Origin of the sequence: Polynucleobacter sp. Adler-ghost (assembly GCF_018688495.1) — a bacterium.
Classification (GTDB): domain Bacteria; phylum Pseudomonadota; class Gammaproteobacteria; order Burkholderiales; family Burkholderiaceae; genus Polynucleobacter.
This window is the reverse complement of the sequence record NZ_CP061320.1, coordinates 841,603-866,897: the sequence shown is the minus strand read 5'-3', so window position 1 is coordinate 866,897 and position 25,295 is coordinate 841,603. Positions and strand designations below refer to the sequence as shown.

Sequence of the window (25,295 nt, the reverse complement as noted above, 5' to 3'; positions counted from 1 at the left end):
TTACCAGCAACTACCTTAAATTAGCGTCGCTGAACCGATATTTGACCAATACAAGAATGTCAAAATCCCCCTACTCACAACCATCCTTTTAAAAGACAGTTCTTGGTGAAAATATCCTAGACTAATAGCGTGTGACCTGAGCCATGAAAGCAAATAGCCCACAAGTGGACTATTGAGAGTCTTGGTCGCCCGAGACGAAACTGACAGAAGACTGGAATCTGAATCTACATTGATAAAAAAACAGATACGAACCGCCATCTTTAATTCTTTAATCCGCTATTTGCTAAATCAAACTGAAACGCTTTTATTTCCAGAATTTTTGAGCATTTGAACAACAACATAAAGCATTGGAATTACTACAATGATGTACGAGATCCAGGTACCAATTTCTCCTTCGGGCCCGTATGGCTCAGTCAATAAATGAATTCTTACGTTATCCACCAAGGGCAATACATTCGCCTCAGAAAATTCATGAATTGAATAAACTACCAATTGAATAAAAAATAGCGACATAAAAATGGCGCTAGCATTAAAAAATAGAGTTAGATTAATCTGCTTGCCATAACGAACCCAAAGTAGGGATAAGATCGTCGCAGCAACTATTCCAAGCGCGCAACCCACTAGCATTGCTTCAGTATTATTTTGTTGAGCTATTGATGCAACCAAGGTGGTACTTTCAATACCCTCTCTTGAAATCATTAAAAATATAAACGCAAAAAGACCGACTCTAGAGAGGCTTTCATTTCTATTTGTAATATCGCTTAACTGTTGACGAATCATTGCACCCATCTTTGGGCCCAAACGAATCATCTGAATTGTGCAACTAAGAATTAAGATTGCAGCAAGCAAGGCTAATGCACCTTCCCATAAAGGACTCAAGGCACCAATATAGGCCAACACAATACCTAACCCAATTGAGAAAAGTAAAGCCGAAGCAATTGCGCCATAGACGGTTGGCAGCAACTGCTCTTGCTTTAACTGCTTAATAAAGGCAATCGCAATTGCGACGATCAAAAAGGATTCAACGCCTTCGCGAAATAGGACCATAAAAAAATCAATCATACGACCGCCTTCTTCGTTTACTGAATAAGAACAATTCTCATTTCAATATTCTAATGAGAATTGTTCCTATTTACAACAAAGGGGATGTAAAAAAATAAATCATAAGGATTTCATAGGGTTAGAGTGTCCACCTGTCGATGTGTCAGCTTTTAATTAGGTGGGTACGATTTGAATGCATATGTTCGCATAGATGCATTTGCTCCCAGACTGATTGCAAGAATTACTCAACTTAATACTAAAAACCCCTATTCATGGTAATGTTATTAACTTAAATATGCGTTTCAAAAAGTATTTGAAGTTTTTTATTTTTTAACCCTGGAGTCAATATGAAAAATAGTCGTCGCCAATTTATGATTTTGTCAGCTGCTGGTGCTTGTACTCTAGCTCTAAACGGTAGAGTGCAAGCCCAAGCCATGGTTGCTGAGACTGATCCACAAGCCGTCGCTTTAGGTTACAAAGCAAACGCTATGACAGTTGATAAAGCCAAGTTTGCAAAATATGCTGCCCCACAGGCTTGCAGTAATTGCGCCCTTTATCAAGGTGCCGCAGGTTCTGCTGCAGGTGGTTGCGCCCTCTTCGCTGGCAAACAAGTTTCAAGCAAGGGTTGGTGTTCTGCCTACGCTAAGAAAGCTTAAGAAATTTGCGCTTACTAGAAGGCTGCTGATGCAGCCTTTCTTTTTTGCACAAATTAAAAGACCGCTCGAAAGCGGTCTTTCTCTAAACGAATGCGCCCTTAATGTCCAAATGGGTGTAAATCACCTGGCTTACGCAACATTTTGTTTACCTCATCTAAATGTAGCTCTTCTTGAACAATCATTTCTCTTGCGTATTCCTCAAGCAATACCGAGTGTATTTGTTCAGCCACTTTCAAAAGCTCATAGTAGGCTGTTAAGGCTACTTTTTCATGTTCTAGGCTCTCTCGTAATATGTCGCCAATATCATGCTGCTCGGTTTCAAGCAATGCACCAATCTTGAGTGATGGATGGCCGCCTAACAAAGTAACCAACTCACCTGCCTTATGCGCATGAGCCAGGCTTTCATCGGCGTTACCCTTTAACCAAGAAACAATCGGAATACGGTTATAGCCGTAAACCATCAGCGAGTAATGGGTGTATTTCACCACCCCAGCCAGCTCTAACTCCATGATTTTATTCAATGCATTTATTGCCAAATCGTTACTCATTGCTACTCCTTGGATATTTGTACGTCTAAGTTTTCAATTTACTACCAATTCAGGCCTAACTATCAATGTCTTATTGTTGTTATTTTTTATTTAATACGAATCATTCTCATTTATGATACATTATTGATAATCGTTCTCATCTAAATAATTCACATGAATCGTCAATAAATGAAGCTAACTATTAAAAAACTCGTTCTTTTCACCATTTTATTGGGATCTGCACTCCATTTTTCCTTTGCACATGCTGGTGAAGGTGCATTTGGTTGGATTTACACGTTAGACCTTCAGCCCAAAGGGGAGCTAGAGTTCGAACAAAGACTTCAATTAACCAAACAACAAGCGGCTGGCTCATACAACGCATGGCTATCAAGATCTGAGTTGGAATACGGTGTAACGAATGATTTTCAGGTGGCTGGCTACCTAAATGCTTACTATGTCAATGCAAACCAAAACTATACAAATCCAGAAGCTTGTGGCGATAGATCAACTTGTACTGGCGGACAACCAGTTCCTATGGGCTCATGGAATCCTGCTGCACCTTATCGCAAAGGTGGGGTTGAGGGCGGGTCTCTTGAGGCAATTTACAGAATTACCAACCCCGTTACTTCACCAGTAGGTGTTGGCGTGTATTTTGAGCCGACCATCGGCAAGAATAAAAATGAGCTTGAGGCTCGCCTTTTACTGCAGTCCAACTTTATTGATGACAAACTTATCCTCGCTGGAAACGTTGTAGTAGCAAACGAGCAATTAAAGTTTGCGCCATCTGGCAACGCTCCAGAGTCGATGTTAGATTTTTTAGTTGGCGCTAGCTACCGCTTTGCACCTAAGTGGTTTGGTGGCGTTGAGGCTCGTTTTCATAATGACTACTCAAGCTATAACTTGCAAAACCAAACGCAAAAAGCTACCTTCGTAGGCCCCAATATGCACTACGCCGCCAAAGACTGGTGGTTTACAGCAGCATGGCGCTATCAGCTTAAAGGCGGAAATTGTATGGGTGCCGGAACAGCGGAATGCTCCAATGCTCGCGTTTGGGACTCACATGGTGTGAATGAGTTCATGTTCAAGTTTGGCTTTCCATTAACCAAAATATAAAACCTAAGGAAATCAAATGGAATCGCAAAATTTACTGATTGCAGCCTTAACTTACATGATCAGGTTTCAAACCACACATTGTGAAACAGCAAAAGCAAGAGCGCTCATGATGTTTGATGTCTTATCAGATTCAAAGGAATGCAGCTCAGAACTCCAAAAACTATGTAATGAAGCAAATACGCTATTAATCAGTTAACTCAAAGTAAATTGAAATAAAAAAATTATGAATTGGAAACCAAATCCTCTTTTAGTTCTAACTGGTATAGCCTTTGCGAGCGCCCCACTAATCGCATACTCCAAAATATACGTCACTACTGAGCAAGCACAGCAGCTTATTTTTCCGGGAAAAAAATTTACAGCGGCACCCATGGTCATCACCGATGACCTTCAAAGCAAAATGAAATCCGCCTCTAGTGTCAGCGAGCCACTGCAAGGAAATCGAATTTATAAAACTGCCGATGGAAGCTGGCTCATCGTTGATGAAGTTGTTGGCAAACATGAAATGATTACTTATGCAATTGGAATCTCACCAAGTGGTGCAGTCCAAGGCATAGAAATTATGGAATACCGAGAATCCTATGGCTATGAGGTAGCAGATCTTAGCTGGCGCAAACAGTTCTTTGGAAAAACAGCCGCCGATCCCATAAAGTTAAACAAGGATATTGAAAATATCTCTGGCGCCACTCTATCCAGTAAACATTTAACTGATGGCGTAAAGCGTGTTCTAGTGTTTTATGACTTAGCGCTAAAGAGTAACAATCAAAAATGATTCGCTGCAAACCCTTGCTTGGAACTTATGTTGAGATCTCGGTTGATCAGGGCTCAACCGAAGCTATTGAAAATGCATTTATTGCAATTGAGCGAGTTCAGTTTTTAATGAGCTTTCATAACCCAAATTCTGAGTTAAGTCAGATTAATGCCCGCTCCCATTTTGAGGCTGTAGAAATTCATGATTGGACTTTCGCAGTACTATCGATTGCAAAGAATATCCACCAAGCATCTAACGGCTTATTTGACTGTGGTGTGGGCGCCAAATTACAATCCGCCGGCCTATTACCGAACCATCATGACAATGAGTCCGACGAGTATGGCGGCTTAGAGGATCTCACCTTAATTAAACCAAACATAGTTAGCTCAAAAAAACCTCTTCGGCTAGATCTTGGTGGTATTGCAAAAGGTTTTGCCGTTGATAAAGCCGTTGAAACACTTCAAGCGGCTGGCGTGGACTCAGGCGCAGTTAATGCTGGTGGAGACTTGAGGGTATTTGGATCGATACCTCAAGTAATTACAGTTCGCCATCCGAGTAATCCTAAAGATCTTGTAAATGCAGGCATGCTAGATAATGGATCGATCGCTAGTACCAGCCTGTATTACTCAAATTCTCATCAAAGTCCCATCATAAACCCCGCTGACATGAAACACATTCAGTTTGGTGAGTCCTATTCAGTTCTAGCTCCGCAATGCGTCTATGCAGATGCTTTAACCAAGGTGATTGCAATTTCGCGCAACATGGAACATTCCTGCCTTACTCAATTCTCTGCTCAAGCACTAAGGATTGCCGCATGAGAAAACATGGGCTTGGGAAAATGCCAGTATGGCAGCGCTGGTTCACAATCACCAGCCTTAGCATTTGCTCCTTATCTGGAATTGCATTTTTAGTCGGGCATGAATTCCATATTTCAAAGACAATCCTTGGAAATCACTCGGTATTGGCAGTACATGGTATTGCAGCGGCATTTGCTCTTATGGCTTTCGGAGCGGTAATGCCCTTTCATATCAAGGCAGGACTCAAAGCAAAAAAGAATTTAATCAGCGGAATTTCACAACTAACTATTCTTGCAATATTGGTAATTACTGGACTTTTACTTTATTACGGCCCTGAAGAGTCACATGAAGCTAGTGAACTTATTCACTGGGTACTTGGTCTAATTTTCGTTGGGTTCTTTGTATTTCACATTATTACCCGACCACTAAAGCAGTAATCAATTAAGACTACTGCAAGAGAAGTTACTAAGCCACCCTATAAGAGCCATCTGACCGTCACTTAACCGGACACTTGATAGTCGGGTCAAACCGACACTAAATCATCAGGGTCAAAATATCACCTGAGTCGCCAATAGTTAGCCAGGATCTCCCACGCTAGACCCAAGGCCCCCCCAACGTTATCTAAGCTCATGCATGATCAGGTCAATCGAGCCAATAAATCAGCCTGAAACAACTTGATGCAATATGAATTTGGCCTGCCCAGCACGATTCGAACGTGCGACCTACGCCTTAGAAGGGCGTTGCTCTATCCAGCTGAGCTATGGGCAGAATGTGCTGGGTATATCTAGAACAATAAGGGAAAGTGGTCGGAGTACAAGGATTCGAACCTTGGACCCCCTGCTCCCAAAGCAGGTGCGCTACCAGGCTGCGCTACACTCCGACGGAATCGATATTCTACACCGAGATGCCCTACAGGGGCAAATACTGTAAGATTCGGGGCATGGAAGCCTCATTTTTAAGCAAATTCAGAAAGCAACTCAGGGGCTACCTTGCCCTCGGTTTTCTGCTTGGTTGCTTATTGGGCACCCACTGGATTGGCTTTGCTCACAGCATTGCTCACTCCGGAATCCAGCATCAAAATATTGAACTGAGTTGTACGGATCAAACGCCCTCACTTGGCCATAGCTTTGACAGCTGTCATTTACTTGATGCACTGACACTGGCTGGTTTCCTTGGCTCAACATCCAATCTTTTTCTTGCTAGCGACCTCTCTCAGGAAGCACACTCAGCATCAAAAAACCCGCTACTAGCCCGTATTCAAATTGGGCTGTACCAATCTAGAGCTCCGCCTAGCTTCATTCTGTAATTCATCATCACGTCAAGCGAATGCTTGGCCTACCGATTTATTCAATGCATCCACCATGTTAGGTGCATTTTTCAGAATGAAAGCTTCACTATGCAGCACTCTCATCATTTTTTAAGTAAGCAAAAAGTTATTTTTGTTCTTATCTCCGGATTATTGAGCTCAGTCACCAATGCTCAATCAGTAGGACCAAACCTAGAAATCACTGCAACTGGATCGCAAGAAGCAGCTCAGAGCATTCTGACGCCAACGAAGGTTTTACAAGGTGATGAGCTACTGAATAAATTAGGAACAAATTTAGGCGCGACATTGGCTAATGAGCTCGGCGTATCTGCTACAGGCTATGGCGCAGGATCATCACGACCAGTCATTCGAGGTCTAGAAGGTGCTCGTGTGCAAATTTTGCAAAATGGTCTATCAGTTGGCGATGTATCCAACATCTCGCAAGATCATGCCGTTGGAAACAATATGCAAAATGTGCACCAAGTAGAAATTCTGCGTGGTGCAGCTGCTCTACTCTATGGATCAGGCTCAAGTGGTGGACTCGTGAACGTAGTGAATGATCGTATCCTGACCAACCTACCCGATAGACCAACTGGTGCAATTAACACCAGTTACGAGACCGTTAGCAATGGGAGAGCTGGAGCGGTTGAAGTAGATGGCGCCTTTGGTTCGGTCGCGGTGCATGTGGATACTGCCATTAATAACGCTAATAACTATCGTATTCCAGGGAACTCCACCCAGTCTCAAGGTGAGCCTGCGGGAGGATGGACTGTTCCACCGGAGGGCAACGGCGGGAATAACTATTCTGGTAAGTTGCCAAATTCTTTTAGTAAGCAGAATAATTTGGGCGTTGGCATTTCTTATATAGGACAGAATGGGTATACCGGGATTTCTGTAGAACGCTTAAATAATAACTATGGCATTCCAACACCTGAAGGTGGATCCATAAACCAGTCGCAAAATCGATATGACATCCAGCATCAAACTCGAGATCCGTTGACAGGGTTTTCATCATTCAAATTTAGTGCAGCGAATTCAAATTACAACCATACTGAATTTAATAACGTGGGTACCGCTGCCTCAGTTTGGAAGAATATTGCCAATGAGGCTCGCTTAGAACTCGCCCACAATCCTTTGGCTGGCTGGAAAGGTACCTTCGGGGCACAGGTCTCCGCTGCCTCTCTTAATGCAACGGAAGTAGGTACAGGTAGTTATGCTATTGTCCCCCCAACAAAAACTAACTCCAATGCCTTATTTTGGATTGAGGAAGGTAATTGGAATTCTCTACAAGGAAGCTTAGGTCTGCGCTATAACAATGTTGCCCAGAACCCAAATTTAGGCACGACTTTAGAGACCCAGCCCACAGTTACTCCCACTGGCACTACTCCTAGTATTACTTTGCAAAATCGCAAATTCAATCTCCTATCCTATTCTGCTGGTAGCTTATGGAGCTTCATGCAAGGGTACGGCACTGGAGTGGCTTATACCGTGTCACAAAGAGCGCCAAGTGCTCAAGAACTCTATTCTTATGGTGCACATGAATCTACTGCCACCTTTGATATTGGCAATCCTAACCTTAGCAAAGAGACCTCGCATAACTTAGAGTTCAATATTCAGAAGAACAGTGGATTACTCAGAAGCAAGGCAAGTATTTATGCGAACCGATTCAATAACTATATTTATGGTTATTACACTGGTAGCGCCATTAATAATGGCGGACAACAAGGTGACGGCTTTAACGTAGTCACTGCACAACAAGCTGCGGCAACAATCAAAGGCATTGAGGGTGAACTTACTTATAACTGGAATCAAACTGGCTTAGGGAGCCGAGTATTTGGCGATGCTTCACAAGGAACATTTGATGCGGGAGGCAATCTACCCTTGCAACCTGCCCCACGTTTAGGTGCAGAGTTGGCGCACCAGCGCAATGGTTGGCTTACCAATGCGACTTATATCTACAGCTATCAACAAAATCGTCTGGCAAACTGGGAACAAGGTCCTGCCCCAAGCTATAACTTATTAAATGCTGGCATCTCTTATACGGAAAAAGTAAAGGATGTGAATTGGACTGTGTATATGAATCTCAAGAACTTACTCAATGAGCAAATTCGGTATGCCACTACACCAATGGCTGTGAGGTTGTATGCGCCTCAGCCTGGTAGAAGTCTGATGCTAGGCCTAAGAGGAACCTTCTAAACTTTTACTAGTTCAGATAAGACATCAATAAGGCACCCAGTCCTCCAGAGAACAAAATAACTAAAACCGGATTAATCTTGGTTCTGAGAATGAGATACAGAGTAACTAGGGCAAGCCCCAAGGTAATGCTGCTCACTACAGATGCCTTGGCAACAGCATAAACACCAGATGACATGAGGCCAATCGAAATGGGCTCAAGTGCGTTTTGAATAGATCGTCGCCAAGGACTTTCTCCAAAACGATTCCAAAGCCTCCCCATATAAAAGCACATCAGGCTTGAAGGCAAAAAGAAGGATAGCAAGACTACGCCTGCACCAATGAGCCCAGCAATTTGATAACCAATCACTAAGACCATCAACATATTGGGGCCAGGCGCTAACTGGCCGATACTATAAATATGAACAAATTGGGTATGGTCTATACCGAACTGATATGCAAGTATGGTTTGCATCTCTGGCAAAACAGCAGTGCCACCACCCACTGCAAGAATAGAAAGCAAGGCAAAGGTCCAGGCCAAGTGGATCAATAGACTCATTGGGGTTGACCTGGCCTATACAGATAGATCGATATCGGAGCCATAATCAAGATCACATATGGCAATGCAAGCTTGAAGATGCTCATCAATATAAATGTCATAACAATGATGACTAAGGACTTCAGATGACGCCAGTGAGCATCTCCGATTTTGTAAGTAATGGCCGCTAGCAAGCCGGTAGCAGCTGCTGCAATACCAGCCAAGATGAGATTGATCGAAGGATGATCTGCGGTACTAGCGTAGATCATGCCGACACCTAGCACAAATAATGACCCCGGAAATATGAGCCCTAGAGTGGCAATCATAGCGCCGAGAACACCTCGCAGATGATCTCCTGCGAGTACTGCTAAGTTGACTGAGTTTAGTCCAGGCATGGTCTGGCTAATCGCTAGGTAGGCCATAAACTCATCAGCTGAGAGCCACTTTCTCTTTTCAACCAAGAGGATACGTTCGTAGGCAATGATGCCACCGCCAAAGCTGACAGCGCCAATAATCAAAAATTGTACGAAGAGATCACGTAAGTCTGGAGACTGAGTTATCGTCACATCATCTTGCATCTGAGAAGTCACTCAGGTTTTCCGTAGACTAAAGCTGTTTTAGTGCTACCAATTTCTAACCAGCTTTCTAGTTCAATTTGGAGCTTCTTGAAGAACTTATCAGCACGCTTATGCGCTTTTACTTGACCACGGTTGGCATCATTCAACCGATATGAAAAGGCCAGCTCACCCACAATAGGGTCGCCTACACTCTTCATCCAGATAGCAATCTCACAATGTGCTTGCACGCCATCACCAAATACTAAGTTTCCAATTGGCAAACATGCCTCAAGAATCTTATTGGTGCGTCCGCCAACAATTCGGATGGGGGATTTTTTATCAATTGGCAGAGTGACTAGGCCAGGAAAGAACTTTGCAACACTTGCTAAGGATTTCTCAAAGAGGTCGTCAATAGGCACCGCATCCAAAATTGCGTTGTTGGAGTAAATTGCCCTACTTGTACCAATCGCATCGCCTCGAAGAATTTCTTCCTTCAGACGTAAGCGTGACTTAATGGATTTTTTAGGTGATGGGTCAAATTCGTGGGACTTCTGTAAATCGCCCGTACGGCACTTTAAAGTCACCTCACACCAATCATCCACCCAAATATTTTGACGAGATTCACGAACGCGCAAAATAATATTATTGCGCCTGAAATCTTCGCCTGGCGTATCGTAGAAATAAATATTCCGCAAGCCAGTTGTAGCGTTATCTAAGTGGAAAAAATCCACCTTGCTTTTTTTGCAGAACTTGAGAAGTTGATCGCTTAAAGCGGTAATACGGCTACGTCTATCCAAACCCTGAGGTTTGATGAGTAGTTTAAATTCCCTATTGGTAATACCCTGCTTTGATTTCAAGTGCTATCCCCTTGGTGAATACTGAGAGATTAACACCTAGAGACCTGCGTTCACAAAATCAATAGATCTCGGGAACGTACATATTTTTTGGCACAGGCCCACGAAGATAATCAGGGTTATGAACTCGTGCGGGCAAGGTAACCTCTGGATGCTCAATTTCTTGATAGGGAATTTGAGTCAGCAGGTGAGAAATGCAATTGAGGCGAGCTTTTTTCTTATCGTTTGCAGCCACAACCCACCACGGTGCTTCAGGAATATTGGTGCGCTCAAGCATGGTCTCTTTTGCCTTGGTATAGGCCTCCCAATGACGGCGAGCATCTAAGTCCATTGGGCTCAGTTTCCATTGCTTCAATGGATCATGAATACGCACCATGAAGCGACTATATTGCTCATCATCTGAAATAGAGAACCAATACTTAATCAGAATGATTCCCGAGCGAATAATCATGCGTTCAAACTCAGGAACTGTACGCAAAAACTCTTCGTACTCGGCATCATTACAAAATCCCATGACCTTTTCAACACCAGCACGGTTGTACCAGCTACGATCAAACAATACGATCTCGCCACCAGCAGGTAAGTTTGATACGTAGCGCTGAAAATACCACTGGGTTTTCTCACGCTCGCTAGGCGCAGTCAATGCAACGACCTTGCATACGCGGGGATTAAGACGTTGGGTAATTCGTTTGATTGCGCCACCCTTACCTGCAGAATCGCGACCTTCAAATAAAACAGCTACCTTAAGTTTATTTTCTACCACCCAATCTTGGAGTTTTACCAACTCACCTTGCAGGCGAAATAATTCCTTAAAGTAAACATTTCGAGGTATGACAGAGGCACTTCCACCATCAGGTGACAAGCGATCATCATCGAGCTCCATTTCGAGCTCTTCGTCCATGCTATCTAGAATATCTTCCCGAGCACGCTTGTACCACTCATCTATTTCTTTATGCTTTGACGTCATATCTCTTTCCGATACTGATACCTCTTTGTACCCCTAGGATATGACACTTTTATTACATATACTGTTTATAAGGTTTTAGTGATAGCTTCCTGGCAATAGAGAGCGAGTGCTTTTCGATCAGAATTTGCAGCTTTGTCAGTCGAATAAGGCTCTATTAGGCTTAAATGCACCTCTATATCCCAGCTGGCAATAACATTAGACATCGATTCGAGTAGACCCATATCTCCAATGAAGGCAGGGGCATCACTCCTCAGACCCGTTGACCTTGAACGGTAAGCAATGGCTATCGGAAATACTGGAGCATGAGCCAAAATGGCAGATTCAAATAAATTGGGCTTAAACGGCAATACTGACTCCCCAGAAGTAGAAGTACCTTCGGGAAAAATACAGATCGACTCTACTTTCAGAACCTCAGCCATCTGGTCTACCACCTGTCTCGCATGACGCGCACTATCTCTGCGAATAAAGACGGTACCCAACTGCTGCGCCATCCATCCAAATATAGGCCATCCCCGCACTTCCGATTTTGCGACAAAACGGACCGGTTTAAATGCATTAATTACATGAATATCTAACCACGAGATGTGATTTGATACCAGCAAATGTGGGCTAGAGAGTAATTTCTCCGCGCCAATCACACGCAACGGAATATGAAAGATTTTTAATAATTTCTTAGACCACTCTTGTATGTGGTGGTCTTTTTGTTTTTGATTTAGTAAGGGGAAAATAAAAGAGAGTTTGCATACCCCAACAATCACGTGCAATAGGATTTGCATCCATATCCAATAGCGAAGCCAACTGCTCGGATTTGAAGTGGGGTTTGATTGGGATTGCCTCATATCTAGCCGTAATATAAATCAAGTCATCAAACTGTCGTAAAAGTGTCATGAGGCCTTCATAATGAATCGGCTTAATACGTACTCATGACGCATTACAGAGCGATTTGGATTTCAGATGTACACCTCGGAACATCAGGGTGTCAGGCAAACTACCTCCTCGATTTCTTAAAGCACAATGAAGCCGATCAGATTTACCTGGTGGGCGACATTATCGATGGCTGGCGCTTAAAACAGTCGTTTTACTGGCCACAGACCCACAATGATGTTGTTCAAAAGTTATTGCGTAAAGCCCGCAAAGGTTCTGAAGTGATTTACATTCCCGGTAATCATGACGAAGCGGCTCGTCAGTACTTTGGTATGTCCTTTGGCGATATCAAGGTTCAAGAAGAGGTCATCCACACAACCTTAGATGGACGGAAGCTGTGGGTAACCCATGGCGATTTATTTGATGGCGTAATGCAATACGCTAAATGGCTTGCCTATGTTGGCGACTCGCTGTATTCATTTATTTTGTACATTAATCGCTACTTCAATATGTTGCGCGTCAAGATGGGATTGCAATACTGGTCACTCTCCCAATATCTTAAGCATCAAGTAAAAAATGCCGTCAGTTACATCGCTGACTTTGAGCACATCATGGCCAGAGAAGCCCGCCTAAGGAATTGTGATGGCGTCGTGTGTGGCCATATTCACAAAGCAGAAATTCGTGAAATCGATGGTCTGTTGTATTGCAATGATGGTGATTGGGTCGAAAGCCTATCAGCACTAGTAGAGACCACGACCGGTGAACTGAAAATTATCTACTGGACACATATTCATGGTGATCCAGTGGAAGCACCTGAAATTACTCTCCAACCTGAGCTTGCAACACTTATTAAAGAGGCTACCGTATGAAAATTATGATCATTACTGATGCATGGGATCCACAAGTCAATGGTGTTGTAAGAACGCTCAAACAAACTAGAGCTGAACTCATCGGCATGGGCCATGAAGTCGAAATGATTACCCCGACTGGCTTTAAATCCATCCCCTGCCCTACCTACCCAGATATTGCCTTGTCCTTATTCCCCGGAAAGGAAGTGGCTCGCCGCATTAAAGAATTTGCGCCTGATGCAATGCATATTGCTACAGAGGGGCCTTTGGGCTTATCAGCACGCTCTTATGCCGTAAAGAATGATTTGCCATTCTCTACGGCCTATCACACCCGCTTCCCTGAATATGTCAAAGCCCGTACCGGAATTCCTTTAAGCATTACCTATGCTTTTATTCGCTGGTTTCACGGCCCTTCAATGGCGGTAATGGCGCCAACTATTGTCGTTAAAGATGATCTCGAGAAGTTTGGCCTTAAAAATGTCGTTTTGTGGTCACGAGGCGTAGATTTAGACATCTTCAAAATGCAAGACTCTAAAGCTCTCAATAGCGCTCACCCAATCTTTTTGTATGTTGGTCGAGTGGCAGTAGAGAAAAATATCAATGCCTTCTTGGAGATAGATCTACCAGGCTCTAAATGGGTTGTTGGTGACGGTCCTGCAATGGCCGGTATTAAAGAAAAATACCCGAATATTAATTATCTAGGTGTACTACAACAAGAAGAGTTGGCCAAGGTTTATGCTGCTGCCGATGTTTTTGTCTTCCCAAGCAAAACCGATACTTTTGGACTGGTAATTTTAGAAGCCATGGCTTGTGGTACACCAGTCGCAGCCTATCCAGTGACCGGTCCAATTGATGTTTTAGGCAACTCTGCTGCTGGCGCAATGCACGAAGATCTTCGAGTAGCTTGTATGCAAGCCCTGAAAATTCCTCGTGAACTGGCTAGAGCCCATGCTGAGAAGTTTTCTTGGAGAGCAGCTTCGGAGCAATTCGCCAAGCATTTAAAGCCCGTACCCTCCACGGCTGTTCATGTTACTGCCCTCGCTTAAGAACTCATTTTGTCAGCACCTTACGACATTAAGCAAAACCCACATAAGGGTAACCGCGGCCTCACACGCGCGTGGCATGCAGCCAAGAATTCTTGGTGCGGCATAGTCTATGCATTTCAAGAGGAAAGTGCTTTTAGACAAGAACTTTTCCTGCTGGTAGTGCTGAGCCCAATTGCTCTTTTCTTGCCAATTAGCCCTCTTGAGAAATGTGCCCTGATTGCTTCGCTCATCATGGTTTTAGTGGTTGAGCTGTTGAACTCTAGCGTTGAGGCTGCTATCGATCGAATTTCATTTGATCATCATGATCTATCGAAAAGAGCAAAAGATTTTGGTTCGGCAGCAGTCATGCTTACCCTACTCATTTCCACCTTACTGTGGGCAACGATTTGCATCCCCATTGTCATCAATTAGTAACACCCATTTCTTACTATTGATTATTAATACTTAAGGAACACTATGTCTGATATTCCAAATCCCCTTGCTGCATTTGATCTATTTAATTCTCGCTTTGAAGTAAAGCCAAAGAAGATTAAAAAAAGTAAAACTGAGGCGATTAAAAAGCTCTTTTCTAAAAAAATTGCAAAGAAGTTATTTGGCAAGAAATTTGCTACTAAAGCCAGAGCTGAGCTGCGAACCCCAGACCCAGTTGCTGAGAAAGCGATTGCTAAGCCAAAGCGCCCTGCATTTCAAATTACTTGGGCTAGCAATGCGAGTGAGATTAAAGAAGCGCAGCGCCTGCGCTACAAGGTATTTGCAGAAGAGATGGGGGCAAAGCTTCCAAGCAATCCAGAGAACCTCGATATTGATGAATTCGATGCCTATTGCGACCATTTACTGATTCGTGATCAGGAGTCATTAAAGGTGGTCGGCACCTATCGGGTGCTCCCGCCGCACAAAGCAGTGGAGATTGGGCGTCTCTACTCAGATTCAGAGTTTGATTTGAGCCGACTAGACCACTTGCGCCCCAAATTAGTTGAGCTCGGGAGATCTTGCGTGCACGAAGACTTTCGTTCTGGTGCAGTCATCATGGCTTTGTGGAGCGGCTTAGCGCAATACATGCAAAAACACGATTATGAAATCATGCTTGGATGTGCCAGTATCCCCATGGGTGATGGCGGTCACTTTGCAGCGAGTCTATACAACTCACTAAGCAATGATCAAATGGCTCCAGTTGAAAATCATGCATTCCCGCGCCTACCATTGCCGCTTGAGCGACTCAATGGCGGCTTAGAGGTAGAACCTCCACCATTGATCAAAGGCTATTTGAAACTAGGCGCTAAGATTTGTAGCGCACCCGCCTGGGATCCAGATTTCAATACAGCAGATGTATTGACCATGTTGCGTCTATCAGAAATCAATCCTCGTTACGCAAAGCATTTCCTAGGGTTGTAAGCATTACTTCAAGCTAATGCTATAAGGTCGGCCGATACGCACCCATTCGGCCGCTTCTTTTTGAAGGCTAAACTCTGTTAATGGATGCTCCTTAGCCCAGTCTTTGGAGAGGCTAACTAAATAGTCTCCATTGTGCTCCGAGACTTTCACCTTGGATAAATTGACATCACTGCGTCCGCGGCAAAGTACCTGCGCAAGCCGCATACAAAACAACATACGCCAATCAGAGAAAGAAGCATTATTCGCTAACTTTCCTAACTTACCGGTGTGACCAATGAGTAAGGCGGCTAATCTAGCCTGATCGTTTTTTGAGAAGCCCGGCATATCGGCATTACCAGCAATGTAGGCAGAATGTTTGTGATATCCGTTATGCGATATCGATAAGCCGATTTCATGAAGATTGGCAGCCCATTGCAATAATGCAATATTATCAGCCCGGCTCTCCTCATCTGGCTTAGGCAATTGTGCCAAAAACTCAGCAGCTAGATTGCCAACGCGCCTAGCTTGTTCACGATCTACCGCGTAACGCTGCATAAATTGCTCAACTGTCACAAAGCGCATATCTTCATGCTGAGAGCGACCTAGCAAGTCATAAAGCACGCCGATTCTTAAGGCGGCATCTGTGACCTCCATGGACTCGATACCAAGCTCATCAAAAACAGCAATCATGATGGCAAGGCCACCCGGCCAAACTGAGCGCCTATCATCCTTGAGGCCTTGTAGCTCAACCTGATTAATATGCTCATACTTCAGAAGATGCTTTTTCATGGCTCTTAAACCATCGCGGGTAATCAAACCATCAGAGTTATCTACCTGGCCATTGAAGTTATTTTCTGCAATCAGTTCGGCTAAAGCGCGTGCGGTCCCCGAAGAACCAATAACTTGCTTCCAGCCAGCCTTTAGATATGCTTCAGAAATCACCTGAATTTCTCTTCGCGCGGCTAGCTCTGCCTCTTTAAAAGCATGAGAATCGATATTGCCCTTAGGGAAAAATCTCAGGCTATGAGAAACGCAACCAATGTACAGGCTTTCCATCAGCTTGGGCTCGTAACCTTTGCCAATGATTAGCTCGGTAGAGCCTCCGCCAATATCCACTACCAAGCGATTACCCTGTACTGCCGGCACTTCATGAGCGGCACCAATGTAGATTAAGCGCGCCTCTTCAACTCCTGCGATCACTTCAATGGGGAAACCCAAGGCCTCCTCAGCCTCCCGGATAAAGTGTGGTGCGTTTTTAGCTACGCGCAGGGTGTTGGTGGCAACAGCGCGCACATTAGCAGGATCAAACCCCCGAATGCGTTCACCAAAGCGCCGAATTGCTGTAATTCCTCGCTGATAGGCATCATTACCTAATAATTTATTATCAGTTAAGCCAGCAGCCAAGCGGACAGACTCACGCAGCGTATCAATCGGACGCAGTTGTGTACCGGAAGGCGTCTTGACGACTTGAGCTACTAGCATACGAAAGCTATTAGACCCAAGATCGACTGCAGCGACGAGGTCAGTAGCGTTCATTACGGATTTATTCTGATGTAAGGACACAGCATTTCCAATAGAAGCAGGTTTACTTGAATATGTCTATTTTATGAAACTCTGATGACACATTCGTGAAACGAGACCCTAGTCTACTGGGAAGAGGCCTAGGCAGCTAAATTTTGCTCCGCACTGGAGCAATCTTGACTTCCGAAACTGCAGAAAATACAGCAATCTCCTGATCTGGGCTTCAAAATGATGCTGCAACTTGGGCAGCGATATAAATGCTGAGAATAGCCTTGAGAGATCTCTAGGGTTTCTTGTCCGTAACAGTTAGGGCAGGTAATGATCGTATGTTGTGAAGTCACAAGGGTGATCATGAACTGAAACTATTACAAAATGAAGACAGTCAAAACCTATATACAAAGTCCTGACCAAACATTCATCAAGCCCACTGATCTTCACCGAATCGTCACACTTTAAGAGCATGATAAAGGCTTAAATTCACTACAGGAGATATGGGATGCTGTATCAAATTATCCCTCTTGAAATGGGCTCTCTAGTCCAAAGACATATCTTTAAAAAACAGAATAAAGAAATTAAATGCGGGACAGTCTGGAAGCTTGGATCCATCATAACAACTACAAAACCAAAGTTCATCAGTCAATATGAACCTCAAGTGGGAATGCGTATCGGCGATATTCCTGGGGCAGAAATTAGTAAGACTTATGATGGGGAAAAGGTAATCTATTTTTCTGAGACCATTGATGAAGACGAACAAGATGAACTAACGGATATTTTTTATGGAAAATCAAAAAAGTTTTCTGGTGAATACGCACATGTATTTCAAGATCTAGGGTGGAAGGCTCTAGAAGAAAATACCTACATTTTCGGCGAGATAGAGATTAAGGAAATCAATGATGAGCCTCAGCAATACAAATAAACAAATAAGCGAATTATTCAAAAATAAATGAGATCTTTCAAAGCAATTCGCTTCAGAGCATTTTTTCTAGCTATCGCCATAGCAAGCTTTACAACAGCTGCTGTTGGTCAGACATTTAAATTTATCGCCCTGGGTGATATGCCCTACTCACTACCACAAGATTTTCAACGCTTTGAAAACTTAATCACAGAAATAAACCGACTTAAACCAAGTTTCAGTATTTTTATTGGAGATACTAAATCTGGCTCGTCACTTTGTAGTGATGAACACAATCAAATCATTAAATCCTATTTTTCAAACTTCAAAGCACCCTTAATCTATACCCCAGGAGACAATGAGTGGACTGACTGCCACCGACCCATGGCTGGAGCGTACGATCCATTGGAAAGACTATCAGCACTCAGAACAGTATTTTTTAGCACCAATCAAAGCTTAGGTAAAAATACGCTACGCGTCCAAAGGCAGTCTGACTTAGATCCTAAGCATTCCAAGTATGTAGAAAACGCTTACTGGATAAAGAATAATTTTCTATTTGTCAGCATCCACATACCTGGTTCGAATAACAATAATGAGGGTGCAGAGTCTGCTATCAAAGAATATCAAGATAGAAATCAAGCTAACCTAGCATGGATCGAACATGCATTTAATTTAGCCACCCAAAGAAGCTTGAATGGCATCATCTTTGCCTATCAAGCCGATATGTTTTATAAACCTAGTCAATTGACAAGTAGCGATAGTGGCTATCGCGATACATTAGAAAGCCTGATCTCTATGTCAGAGATTTTCAATAAGCCAGTATTGCTGATTCATGGTGATAGTCATCGACTAATCATTGATCAGCCCCTATATCGCAAGAATCAAAAAAAGGTATTAGAAAATGTATTACGACTTCAAGTAATGGGAGCCGATCAAGTACAAGCTGTTGAAGTTCAGGTTAATCCTGCGCAAGAGCAACCCTTTACTTTTAGTCCAATCATTCTCAAAGCAAATAACTAGCAATAGCTTATTTAAGTTTCATCTGCAGCTGGATAAACTCACAAACTTGGGGTGTAAAGGGAACTGGATGCCCTGCTTTTTCGACCTCGAAAGAAATGAATCCGGGTATTGCAGCCTTTGCTGAGCGTACACGCTGGAGAGTACATACCTTTGAGTCAGCGCCATAAATCAGCGCCACCTTACCCTTGTACCCCTCAATCGCCTCATGGAAGTTCATCCCCCATATATCGGCCTTGTAATTTAAATCAAAATGGCCTGGTAACTGGACATCTGCAAATGCTCTCTCATCCACTCTCAAATCTTTTGCTAATTGTTTAACTTCTTTAAAACCAACTTCATTTTTCATTGATTTATATAAAGAATAGAGGGCAGACCAATTCACAGTTAAGGCAATATCATTGAGAATGATTTCGGAAATTCGTTTTCCAAGTGACTTTGTTAAGTACATAGCTAATACACCACCCATACTGGTTCCCAAAATAGTAAATTGAGTAGTCGATGGATGATTGCTCAAAAGCATTTTCATTAAGCCTTGAATGTCTGATAAGTAGAGTGACATGGTGTATTTTTGAGATGACGAAATTGACTCAGAATCCCCTCTTCCAGGAAAATCAACGCTAACTACTTTGCAATCTTCAAATCTTAAAAAATGAGCATGCAAAACGGTGAAGGAGTCTTTGGTCTCCAATAGACCAGGCAAGCAAAGTAATACTTTTTCTGCGTTGATATTCCCAGAGATGCTGTAGGCAAGCTTTCTGTTACCTCCCTCGTCTGTAATATCAAAATACCGAGTCTCTAGTCGAATAAGGTCTATCTTTGACTTTAAAAGTGCGTTAGGCCGAATGGGCTCCTCTTTAGGGGGTAACTCAATGACTTCTGAGGGTTTATCTGAGATCTCGTGCGTCAACCCAAACCGGCCTACTGTGATCACTGGGGTGATGTGTTTGATCTCTTGAGTAAACCCCAGCACTTTAGAAACTATAAGCCTTAAGTCCACCAGCGAATCGTATAACTTTCTTTTCATTAAGACCAAGTCCATTCATAACAAGAGATTTCTTGTCAGCATTCATTGTGAACTACAAAGCTATCGAATAACAGCAATGAATTAATAAAGTAAAAGCGCCGTTAAAAGGGAATCTATCTCAAGTAATAGATCTTAAATAGCATTACTCATTTGCTTTCCTAGCGCTTGGTGTAACCCAAGCCAAGAGTTTCGACCATAACCTTGAATACCTCAGTGTTATCCATGAATCCACGAAACTTTTCCGATCCAGGACCCATGGCATTGAGTACTGCATCATCAGCCGTGTGAACACCCATCTCTTGATGTGAAGGCAGATTACCCGTCATATGAATAGCATCTTCTTGTAGCTGGACGTATTTGGGATTGGCAACATACTTACCAGACTCATCTTTAATTGCTGGCTTAAATGTGCCATCGAGTTTTGGGTGAAGCGTCTCATAGTGATCGGGGTAATTTCCATAAAAGAAGGCCAAACGCTTGCTTACATCAATCTGATTTGGATAGCCTGCCGTATTGGCCTTTGGATAGTTTGGATAGCCAGCATCTGCATACACCCCAACCTTTTCTCTTAGGGGTCCTGGCTTAGCATCATTCACAACACCACTGATTGAGCCGCTATGGGTATGGTCAGGGGTAACAATGATCAATGTGTCTGGGTTTTTCTTTGCAAAATCTTTAGCTATTTGTACAGCATTACTTAACATGATGGTGTCAAAAGCGGCTCGCTCCCAGTCCAGCGGATGATTAAACTTATCAATTAAAGCTGCTTCAACCATCAAGAAAAAGCCGTTGGGATTTTTGGATAAGACATTGATCGCCGCTTGTGTCATCTCGGTTAAGTCTGGCTGATCAGGGTACTGTGCTACTGTGTTTTTCTTGAGAAAAAGACGGTCTAAGGACCCATCCATGTTATCCGGATGAAATACTCCGAATAGCTTGCTAGTTTCCTTAGCATTGCCAGTCGCCAATAATTCTTGCTTATTTAAAGCAATTGAATATCCCGAAGATTGAAATTGGGCAAGCAGATTTTTATCATCCTTACGCTTTGACCCTTTAGTAGACTGCGGATAAAAGTAAGCGGAGCCTCCACCTAAAATGACCTCCGCCCCACTGGCAAATAGTTGATCGGCAATATATGGCTTATCAGCGCGTCTTCTAGTGTGGGCCACCATGGCACCTGGAGTCGCATCCTGCAATTCAGCATCCGATACAATGCCGACCGACATTTTGGTTTTACGCTTAATTAATTCAGAAATGGTTTCTACTTTAGGATGGGATAAGTTGTCCGCTGCACGAGAAACATATACACCCATGGCATTTACCGCAGTCTTATGACCGGTTGTGTAAGCACTCATGGAGTTTGCAGAATCGGTGATGAGTGAGTCAGAGCCTGAGGTTCCAATAAGCGCCATATTGGGCATATCATCGAATGACAACTTACCCTGATACTTACCCTCATCAATTCCCTTAGATAAAACGCGAGCTGAAGTACGATTTGCTATCGTCATTCCATCACCAATGAAGAGGATGACGTTCTTGACCTTTCGGGGGCCACTTGCATAGACATCCCAAGAGACCTGGATGCTTTCCTGACCGCTCTTGGCAATGAGAGCATATTGCCCGGGCTTTGAAAGCTGAACATCTCGATAAATCAGGGAGCTGCCTTTTCCTGATTCATTGGAAATAAACACTGGCTGTGTCTTAATCTGTGCTTTGATTGGCGCACTATTAAGCTGAATATCCAAATCCTCTAATTTGTACTCTTGGTCAAATTCAATTTTGATATCAAATGACGAGCCAACAAGAATCGATGCCTTATTAATGGGGTAAATAGTCGCTGCTTCTACCCAAATTGCCTGAATGAGTAGGGCGATAAATAAAATTGGGTAAGCAATTTTGATAATAGGCATACGTAGATTCTTATGGTGTAGGTTTACTGTTCATGATGGCTATTGATGATGTCATTCTCATGACATTTCATACTGTAATTTTGATAACTAGCCTTTTAAACGCAAATCAATAGCTAAATAAGTTCATCGAGACTTAAGGTGTATTTCTGATCAACAAGAAATACATTGTCACGGTGCTCAGTCTTTTCGTACTTTTCATTGAGAAATTCTTGCTTGATATTGACATTCTCAGAAGGAATCAGGTCAAGATTGCGTCGAAATATAGTTGATAAATTGATATCCCTATTTGTATTCATCATATTCCCCATTCAGTATTGGAACCATGATGTTAAGAAGGAAATATTTCAGATTCATTGCAATACCATAGTAAATGCACCAAGTAACCAGGGCTTGATTTGACATTGATTTGTAATGTTCTGCAATTAAGATGATAGCTTTTAGGCTTCCAAGTTCAATGCATAAGATTGCCCTCTTTTTGCTGCTAATTCCACTAGCATGTAAGGCATTTGAACCACTAAATACAGATGATGCAGGTACAGTGGCCAAAGGGCTCAATCAGATTGAGCAGTATTTTTTTATAACGGCGTCTCATGGTGGCGGATCAGCTAATACTGTTGACGTCATTACGCCTGGTGAGGAGTATTTTGGCAGGCAAAGTGCTAGGGCCTTGCCATTCACCTACACCAGGGGTATCACAGACAATATCGAGCTATCTTTGGGCGCTACCTACTTTGCGACGCCAAGCGGCAGTTTCTCCCCTGTATCTAATAAGGTTATTGCCATGAAATGGCGCTTTGCCGAGAATGATCAGTGGGGCTTAGCAGTTAAACCCAGCATCACGCTGCCTGGATCACCACAGCAGCAAGTCGCTGGATTAGGTCTCGCGTTACCAAATTATGGCGTCAATCTGATTGCTTCACGATACTGGGATTTGGTGGAAATTCATTTAAATGCAACGTATAGCAAATCTCTCTACAACACCAATTACAAAATTGGCACTGGCGCGACAGAAAATAGAACCAATATCTGGTTCTTTTCTATGGCACCTGTTTGGAAGGTAGCAGACAAAGTAAAGTTGGCGCTAGATATAGGCCTAACTACTAATCCACCGAGCGCCGAGCAATATCTGAGCAACTATACCTTGATTGCAGCCATCATATCAGCAAGTAATAGTGTTGATATTGGCATCTCCTATATGAAAAGTGCAGCAAATATGGGAATCATTATGAGCAACTCAGGTATCAATGCCTCTCGCTCAGAGATCGGATTCACTTGGCGCTTTTAACTACCAAGACGGTGTTGCATATTCCGATTGCGATAGGCCACTCTAATCTCATGCCAAATAATCAGTACTTTGATAAAAAATCGTTTCATATAAATCTCCATAGAGTTGATTAACTTAACTAAATTTATTTTATCGCTTGAGTATTGCAGCTTGATGTCAAAATTGATATTGAATAAATTTTTTGCTGCCTTAAGCATTCATTTTGACTTTAATTCCAATGCTTCCCTTACCCATAAATAGCGATTTTTTTCTTAGGCGATGACTTCTGATGGAGAGAATTATGAAATCCCCTTATCTATATGATCGTGGAAAAGTGTTGCGGGATGAACAGGCCGCTCACGTTACTCAATTCAACACAAGTAATCCACAAGTCTTGTACTTGGGATGACAACCTCAGCCAGCATCTGGTCTTGGCCCCCTATATCGGCAGCATTTGGGGCTGGTAAACTGGTATTGGGCGGACTATCGCTTGTCACAATCCTGCCCGCTCTTGTAATGGGAGGTCCGCCAGAAAGGTTATTAGCGCGAATTAGAGCATTAAACATAAACCTAAAATCTCCCCTCGATCTAAGTTAAATGCCCTTCCAGAAGCGAAAAAGGCACTTTTGTCATATTACTTTGCTAGGATAGGTTCGTTCCTATTACTTTTATCCGGATACCCATGAGCGAATATAAATATGAAGATGCTGTAAAACAGCTTCAAGAGTCTGGCGCTATTGGCCTACAAGACTTTAAAAATCTGTCTTATGAAGACTTAAATGAGCTGCTTGAGGAAATCAAAGTATGGTGCCTGTATGCCAATGGCAAGTTAGACAAGCTACCTAAAGAGTCCAAGAAGAAAAAAGATAAGAAGGGCAAAAAGGATAAGAAGGACTAAGTAATACAAGTACTCTTAAACTGAAATACGCTCCTTCGGAAATTGAAGAGTAAAGGTACTGCCCTGTCCGGGCGTACTGTTAATGATGAGTTGGGCTTGATGACGATTAGCAATATGTTTCACAATCGCCAATCCCAAGCCAGTACCTCCAGTATCCCTAGATCGACTTCTATCCACGCGATAAAAGCGCTCAGTCAGTCTAGATAGATGCTCAGATGCAATACCTGGCCCCGTATCAGTCACTGAAAACTCACCTTCACCACGCTCATTGACACTCCATCTCACCTTAATTGAGGCGGTATCTGGTGTGTATCGAATAGCATTGGAGACTAGATTACCAAAGGCAGAGAGGATCTCCCGCTCTTCTCCCATCAAGTTATTTGAATTTGAGATCTCAAAGCTAAGGATATGATGACCCTGAGAAAGTGCCTCTGCATCATTCTTTAAAAGTGCCATCAGAGTGGTAATACTAATTTCTTGTATTGGGGCGGGCAAAGTATTTGCCTCTAAATTAGCTAGGGTCAACAAGTCTTCCACCAAACTCTTCATTCGCTGAGCCTGAGACATCATCATTTCAAAATATTTGCTTTGCTGTGATCTCTCCAAGTCAAGCGACTGCATAGTCTCCAAAAAACCCATCAATACAGTAATTGGCGTTCTCATTTCATGCGAAACGTTTGCTACGAAATCACGTCGCATTGCATCAGCCTTTTGAAGATCGGTTACGTCCTGCACAAGCAAGAGATGTCGTTGATCACCGAATGGGAAAATTTGTAACATCAAACTCAGATTAGAGTTTGGCCCCATTCTCTCCATCAATAATGGATCCTCAAAGGCCCTCTTATATAAATACTGGATAAATTCTGGGCGTCGTATCAGGAAATTAATCCTTTGAAGCGCATCACGCTTAAAACTCAATCCAAAGAAACGCTCTGCAATCGCATTGCACCACTCAATATGATCCTCACTATCCAGCATCACAATGCCATTAGGAGAGGCCTGAAAAGCTTCAATGAAACGATTGTGCTGTTTTTCTATAGAGAGTATTTGCTGTTTGAGATTGCGGACTAAACGCTGAAGGCGAAAAAAGATTTCTTCCCAGTAGCCGCTTGGCAAAGGCATGGATTCAACTGAGTCGGATAAGGTAAATTTTCTTAAACGAGCTAAATTAATATAGGAGTAAATCAAGGGCACAGCGAGTACAGATATTGCAGCCGCAACCCCCGAAAAGGAGCCCAAATTGGAGGATGCTATGTATGCGGCAAGAAAAGCCAGGCAGACAAGCATGGTAAAGCGAGTAATAACGGATAACATACGACAATCTTAGAGCATCTGCTACATCGGATCCAAAACTCTAGTTT

The 25,295-nt window shown here is 43.0% G+C and carries 28 protein-coding genes and 2 tRNA genes; 15 read left to right on the top strand and 15 right to left on the bottom strand.

The window, feature by feature from the left end; translation table 11 throughout:
• Positions 1-288: 288 nt before the first annotated feature.
• Positions 289-1,062: an FTR1 family protein gene (locus ICV89_RS04535; protein WP_215310074.1), complete on the bottom strand. Its 774-nt coding sequence runs from the start codon at positions 1,060-1,062 to the stop codon at positions 289-291.
• A gap of 326 nt (positions 1,063-1,388) precedes the next feature.
• Here ICV89_RS04535 and ICV89_RS04530 point away from each other — a divergent pair, with 326 nt between their 5' ends.
• Positions 1,389-1,697, top strand: coding sequence for a high-potential iron-sulfur protein (locus ICV89_RS04530; RefSeq protein ID WP_215310072.1), 309 nt, complete (start codon positions 1,389-1,391; stop codon positions 1,695-1,697).
• 98 nt (positions 1,698-1,795) lie between these two features.
• On the opposite strand, the gene ICV89_RS04525 is transcribed toward ICV89_RS04530, so the two are convergent.
• Complete coding sequence (locus ICV89_RS04525) at positions 1,796-2,245, bottom strand: bacterioferritin (RefSeq protein WP_215310070.1); 450 nt, start codon at positions 2,243-2,245, stop codon at positions 1,796-1,798.
• 168 nt (positions 2,246-2,413) lie between these two features.
• Here ICV89_RS04525 and ICV89_RS04520 point away from each other — a divergent pair, with 168 nt between their 5' ends.
• The 4 genes from ICV89_RS04520 (at position 2,414) to ICV89_RS04505 (ending at position 5,319) form a co-directional block, all read left to right on the top strand.
• A complete protein-coding gene (locus ICV89_RS04520) occupies positions 2,414-3,337 on the top strand; it encodes a DUF6662 family protein (RefSeq protein WP_215310068.1) in 924 nt (307 codons plus the stop codon).
• 223 nt (positions 3,338-3,560) lie between these two features.
• A complete protein-coding gene (locus ICV89_RS04515) occupies positions 3,561-4,106 on the top strand; it encodes an FMN-binding protein (RefSeq protein ID WP_215310066.1) in 546 nt (181 codons plus the stop codon).
• The gene (locus tag ICV89_RS04510) at positions 4,103-4,903 is read left to right on the top strand and encodes an FAD:protein FMN transferase (RefSeq protein ID WP_215310064.1); all 801 of its coding nucleotides are present in this window, start codon (positions 4,103-4,105) and stop codon (positions 4,901-4,903) included. The genes ICV89_RS04515 and ICV89_RS04510 overlap by 4 nt, the downstream gene beginning before the upstream one ends.
• The gene (locus tag ICV89_RS04505) at positions 4,900-5,319 is read left to right on the top strand and encodes a hypothetical protein (RefSeq protein WP_215310062.1); all 420 of its coding nucleotides are present in this window, start codon (positions 4,900-4,902) and stop codon (positions 5,317-5,319) included. The genes ICV89_RS04510 and ICV89_RS04505 overlap by 4 nt, the downstream gene beginning before the upstream one ends.
• Positions 5,320-5,573: 254 nt before the next feature.
• Here the strand turns inward: ICV89_RS04505 and ICV89_RS04500 are convergent.
• Together ICV89_RS04500 and ICV89_RS04495 are read right to left on the bottom strand one after the other, a co-directional pair.
• A tRNA-Arg gene (locus ICV89_RS04500) sits at positions 5,574-5,650 on the bottom strand.
• Between the two features lie 35 nt (positions 5,651-5,685).
• Positions 5,686-5,762: transfer RNA gene (locus ICV89_RS04495), tRNA-Pro, on the bottom strand.
• A 60-nt stretch (positions 5,763-5,822) separates the two neighbouring features.
• On the opposite strand from ICV89_RS04495, the gene ICV89_RS04490 reads away from it, so the two are divergent.
• A complete protein-coding gene (locus ICV89_RS04490; protein WP_215310060.1) occupies positions 5,823-6,188 on the top strand; it encodes a hypothetical protein in 366 nt (121 codons plus the stop codon).
• A 90-nt stretch (positions 6,189-6,278) separates the two neighbouring features.
• Positions 6,279-8,384, top strand: a complete 2,106-nt coding sequence (locus tag ICV89_RS04485) for a TonB-dependent receptor (RefSeq protein WP_215310058.1) — start codon at positions 6,279-6,281, stop codon at positions 8,382-8,384.
• Positions 8,385-8,391: 7 nt separating this feature from the next.
• Here the strand turns inward: ICV89_RS04485 and ICV89_RS04480 are convergent, their stop codons facing one another.
• From ICV89_RS04480 to ICV89_RS04460, 5 genes are all read right to left on the bottom strand, one after another.
• Positions 8,392-8,919, bottom strand: coding sequence for a chromate transporter (locus tag ICV89_RS04480; RefSeq protein ID WP_215310056.1), 528 nt, complete (start codon positions 8,917-8,919; stop codon positions 8,392-8,394).
• Complete coding sequence (locus ICV89_RS04475; protein ID WP_215310055.1) at positions 8,916-9,488, bottom strand: chromate transporter; 573 nt, start codon at positions 9,486-9,488, stop codon at positions 8,916-8,918. Before ICV89_RS04475 ends, ICV89_RS04480 begins: the two co-directional genes overlap by 4 nt.
• On the bottom strand, positions 9,485-10,312 hold the full coding sequence (locus ICV89_RS04470) for a hypothetical protein (RefSeq protein ID WP_215310053.1): 828 nt from the start codon (positions 10,310-10,312) through the stop codon (positions 9,485-9,487). Before ICV89_RS04470 ends, ICV89_RS04475 begins: the two co-directional genes overlap by 4 nt.
• A gap of 58 nt (positions 10,313-10,370) precedes the next feature.
• On the bottom strand, positions 10,371-11,276 hold the full coding sequence (ppk2, locus tag ICV89_RS04465; protein ID WP_215310051.1) for a polyphosphate kinase 2: 906 nt from the start codon (positions 11,274-11,276) through the stop codon (positions 10,371-10,373).
• Between the two features lie 65 nt (positions 11,277-11,341).
• Positions 11,342-12,052, bottom strand: a complete 711-nt coding sequence (locus ICV89_RS04460; RefSeq protein ID WP_251370913.1) for a 1-acyl-sn-glycerol-3-phosphate acyltransferase — start codon at positions 12,050-12,052, stop codon at positions 11,342-11,344.
• A 147-nt stretch (positions 12,053-12,199) separates the two neighbouring features.
• On the opposite strand from ICV89_RS04460, the gene ICV89_RS04455 reads away from it, so the two are divergent.
• From ICV89_RS04455 to ICV89_RS04440, 4 genes are read left to right on the top strand one after another with little or no spacing between them, the layout of a single operon-like run.
• Entirely contained in the window at positions 12,200-13,009 is an 810-nt protein-coding gene (locus ICV89_RS04455; protein ID WP_215310047.1) for a UDP-2,3-diacylglucosamine diphosphatase, read from the top strand.
• Positions 13,006-14,034 carry a glycosyltransferase family 1 protein gene (locus ICV89_RS04450; RefSeq protein WP_215310045.1) on the top strand — a complete coding sequence of 343 codons (1,029 nt, stop codon included), beginning with the start codon at positions 13,006-13,008 and terminating at the stop codon, positions 14,032-14,034. The genes ICV89_RS04455 and ICV89_RS04450 overlap by 4 nt, the downstream gene beginning before the upstream one ends.
• 9 nt (positions 14,035-14,043) lie before the next feature.
• Positions 14,044-14,445, top strand: a complete 402-nt coding sequence (locus ICV89_RS04445; protein WP_215310043.1) for a diacylglycerol kinase — start codon at positions 14,044-14,046, stop codon at positions 14,443-14,445.
• Positions 14,446-14,490: 45 nt separating this feature from the next.
• Positions 14,491-15,426 (top strand): GNAT family N-acetyltransferase, encoded by a 936-nt coding sequence (locus tag ICV89_RS04440; RefSeq protein ID WP_251370912.1) that lies wholly within the window; start codon positions 14,491-14,493, stop codon positions 15,424-15,426.
• Positions 15,427-15,429: 3 nt separating this feature from the next.
• Here the strand turns inward: ICV89_RS04440 and ppx are convergent, their stop codons facing one another.
• Together ppx and ICV89_RS10985 are read right to left on the bottom strand one after the other, a co-directional pair.
• Positions 15,430-16,941: an exopolyphosphatase gene (ppx, locus tag ICV89_RS04435; protein WP_215310041.1), complete on the bottom strand. Its 1,512-nt coding sequence runs from the start codon at positions 16,939-16,941 to the stop codon at positions 15,430-15,432.
• A gap of 125 nt (positions 16,942-17,066) precedes the next feature.
• The gene (locus ICV89_RS10985) at positions 17,067-17,279 is read right to left on the bottom strand and encodes a GDCCVxC domain-containing (seleno)protein (protein ID WP_304608924.1); all 213 of its coding nucleotides are present in this window, start codon (positions 17,277-17,279) and stop codon (positions 17,067-17,069) included.
• Between the two features lie 143 nt (positions 17,280-17,422).
• On the opposite strand from ICV89_RS10985, the gene ICV89_RS04430 reads away from it, so the two are divergent.
• A complete protein-coding gene (locus ICV89_RS04430) occupies positions 17,423-17,842 on the top strand; it encodes a hypothetical protein (RefSeq protein WP_215310039.1) in 420 nt (139 codons plus the stop codon).
• Positions 17,843-17,869: 27 nt separating this feature from the next.
• On the top strand, positions 17,870-18,838 hold the full coding sequence (locus tag ICV89_RS04425; protein ID WP_215310037.1) for a hypothetical protein: 969 nt from the start codon (positions 17,870-17,872) through the stop codon (positions 18,836-18,838).
• A 7-nt stretch (positions 18,839-18,845) separates the two neighbouring features.
• On the opposite strand, the gene ICV89_RS04420 is transcribed toward ICV89_RS04425, so the two are convergent.
• From ICV89_RS04420 to ICV89_RS04410, 3 genes are all read right to left on the bottom strand, one after another.
• Positions 18,846-19,862, bottom strand: a complete 1,017-nt coding sequence (locus ICV89_RS04420) for an alpha/beta fold hydrolase (protein ID WP_215310036.1) — start codon at positions 19,860-19,862, stop codon at positions 18,846-18,848.
• Positions 19,863-20,020: 158 nt separating this feature from the next.
• Positions 20,021-21,772: an alkaline phosphatase gene (locus ICV89_RS04415; protein ID WP_215310034.1), complete on the bottom strand. Its 1,752-nt coding sequence runs from the start codon at positions 21,770-21,772 to the stop codon at positions 20,021-20,023.
• 113 nt (positions 21,773-21,885) lie between these two features.
• A complete protein-coding gene (locus ICV89_RS04410) occupies positions 21,886-22,071 on the bottom strand; it encodes a hypothetical protein (RefSeq protein WP_215310032.1) in 186 nt (61 codons plus the stop codon).
• A 155-nt stretch (positions 22,072-22,226) separates the two neighbouring features.
• On the opposite strand from ICV89_RS04410, the gene ICV89_RS04405 reads away from it, so the two are divergent.
• Positions 22,227-23,057 (top strand): hypothetical protein, encoded by an 831-nt coding sequence (locus ICV89_RS04405; RefSeq protein WP_215310030.1) that lies wholly within the window; start codon positions 22,227-22,229, stop codon positions 23,055-23,057.
• A gap of 661 nt (positions 23,058-23,718) precedes the next feature.
• Positions 23,719-23,934 carry a hypothetical protein gene (locus tag ICV89_RS04400; RefSeq protein ID WP_215310028.1) on the top strand — a complete coding sequence of 72 codons (216 nt, stop codon included), beginning with the start codon at positions 23,719-23,721 and terminating at the stop codon, positions 23,932-23,934.
• A 15-nt stretch (positions 23,935-23,949) separates the two neighbouring features.
• Here the strand turns inward: ICV89_RS04400 and phoR are convergent, their stop codons facing one another.
• On the bottom strand, positions 23,950-25,248 hold the full coding sequence (gene phoR / locus ICV89_RS04395) for a phosphate regulon sensor histidine kinase PhoR (RefSeq protein ID WP_215310026.1): 1,299 nt from the start codon (positions 25,246-25,248) through the stop codon (positions 23,950-23,952).
• Positions 25,249-25,295 lie beyond the last annotated feature (47 nt).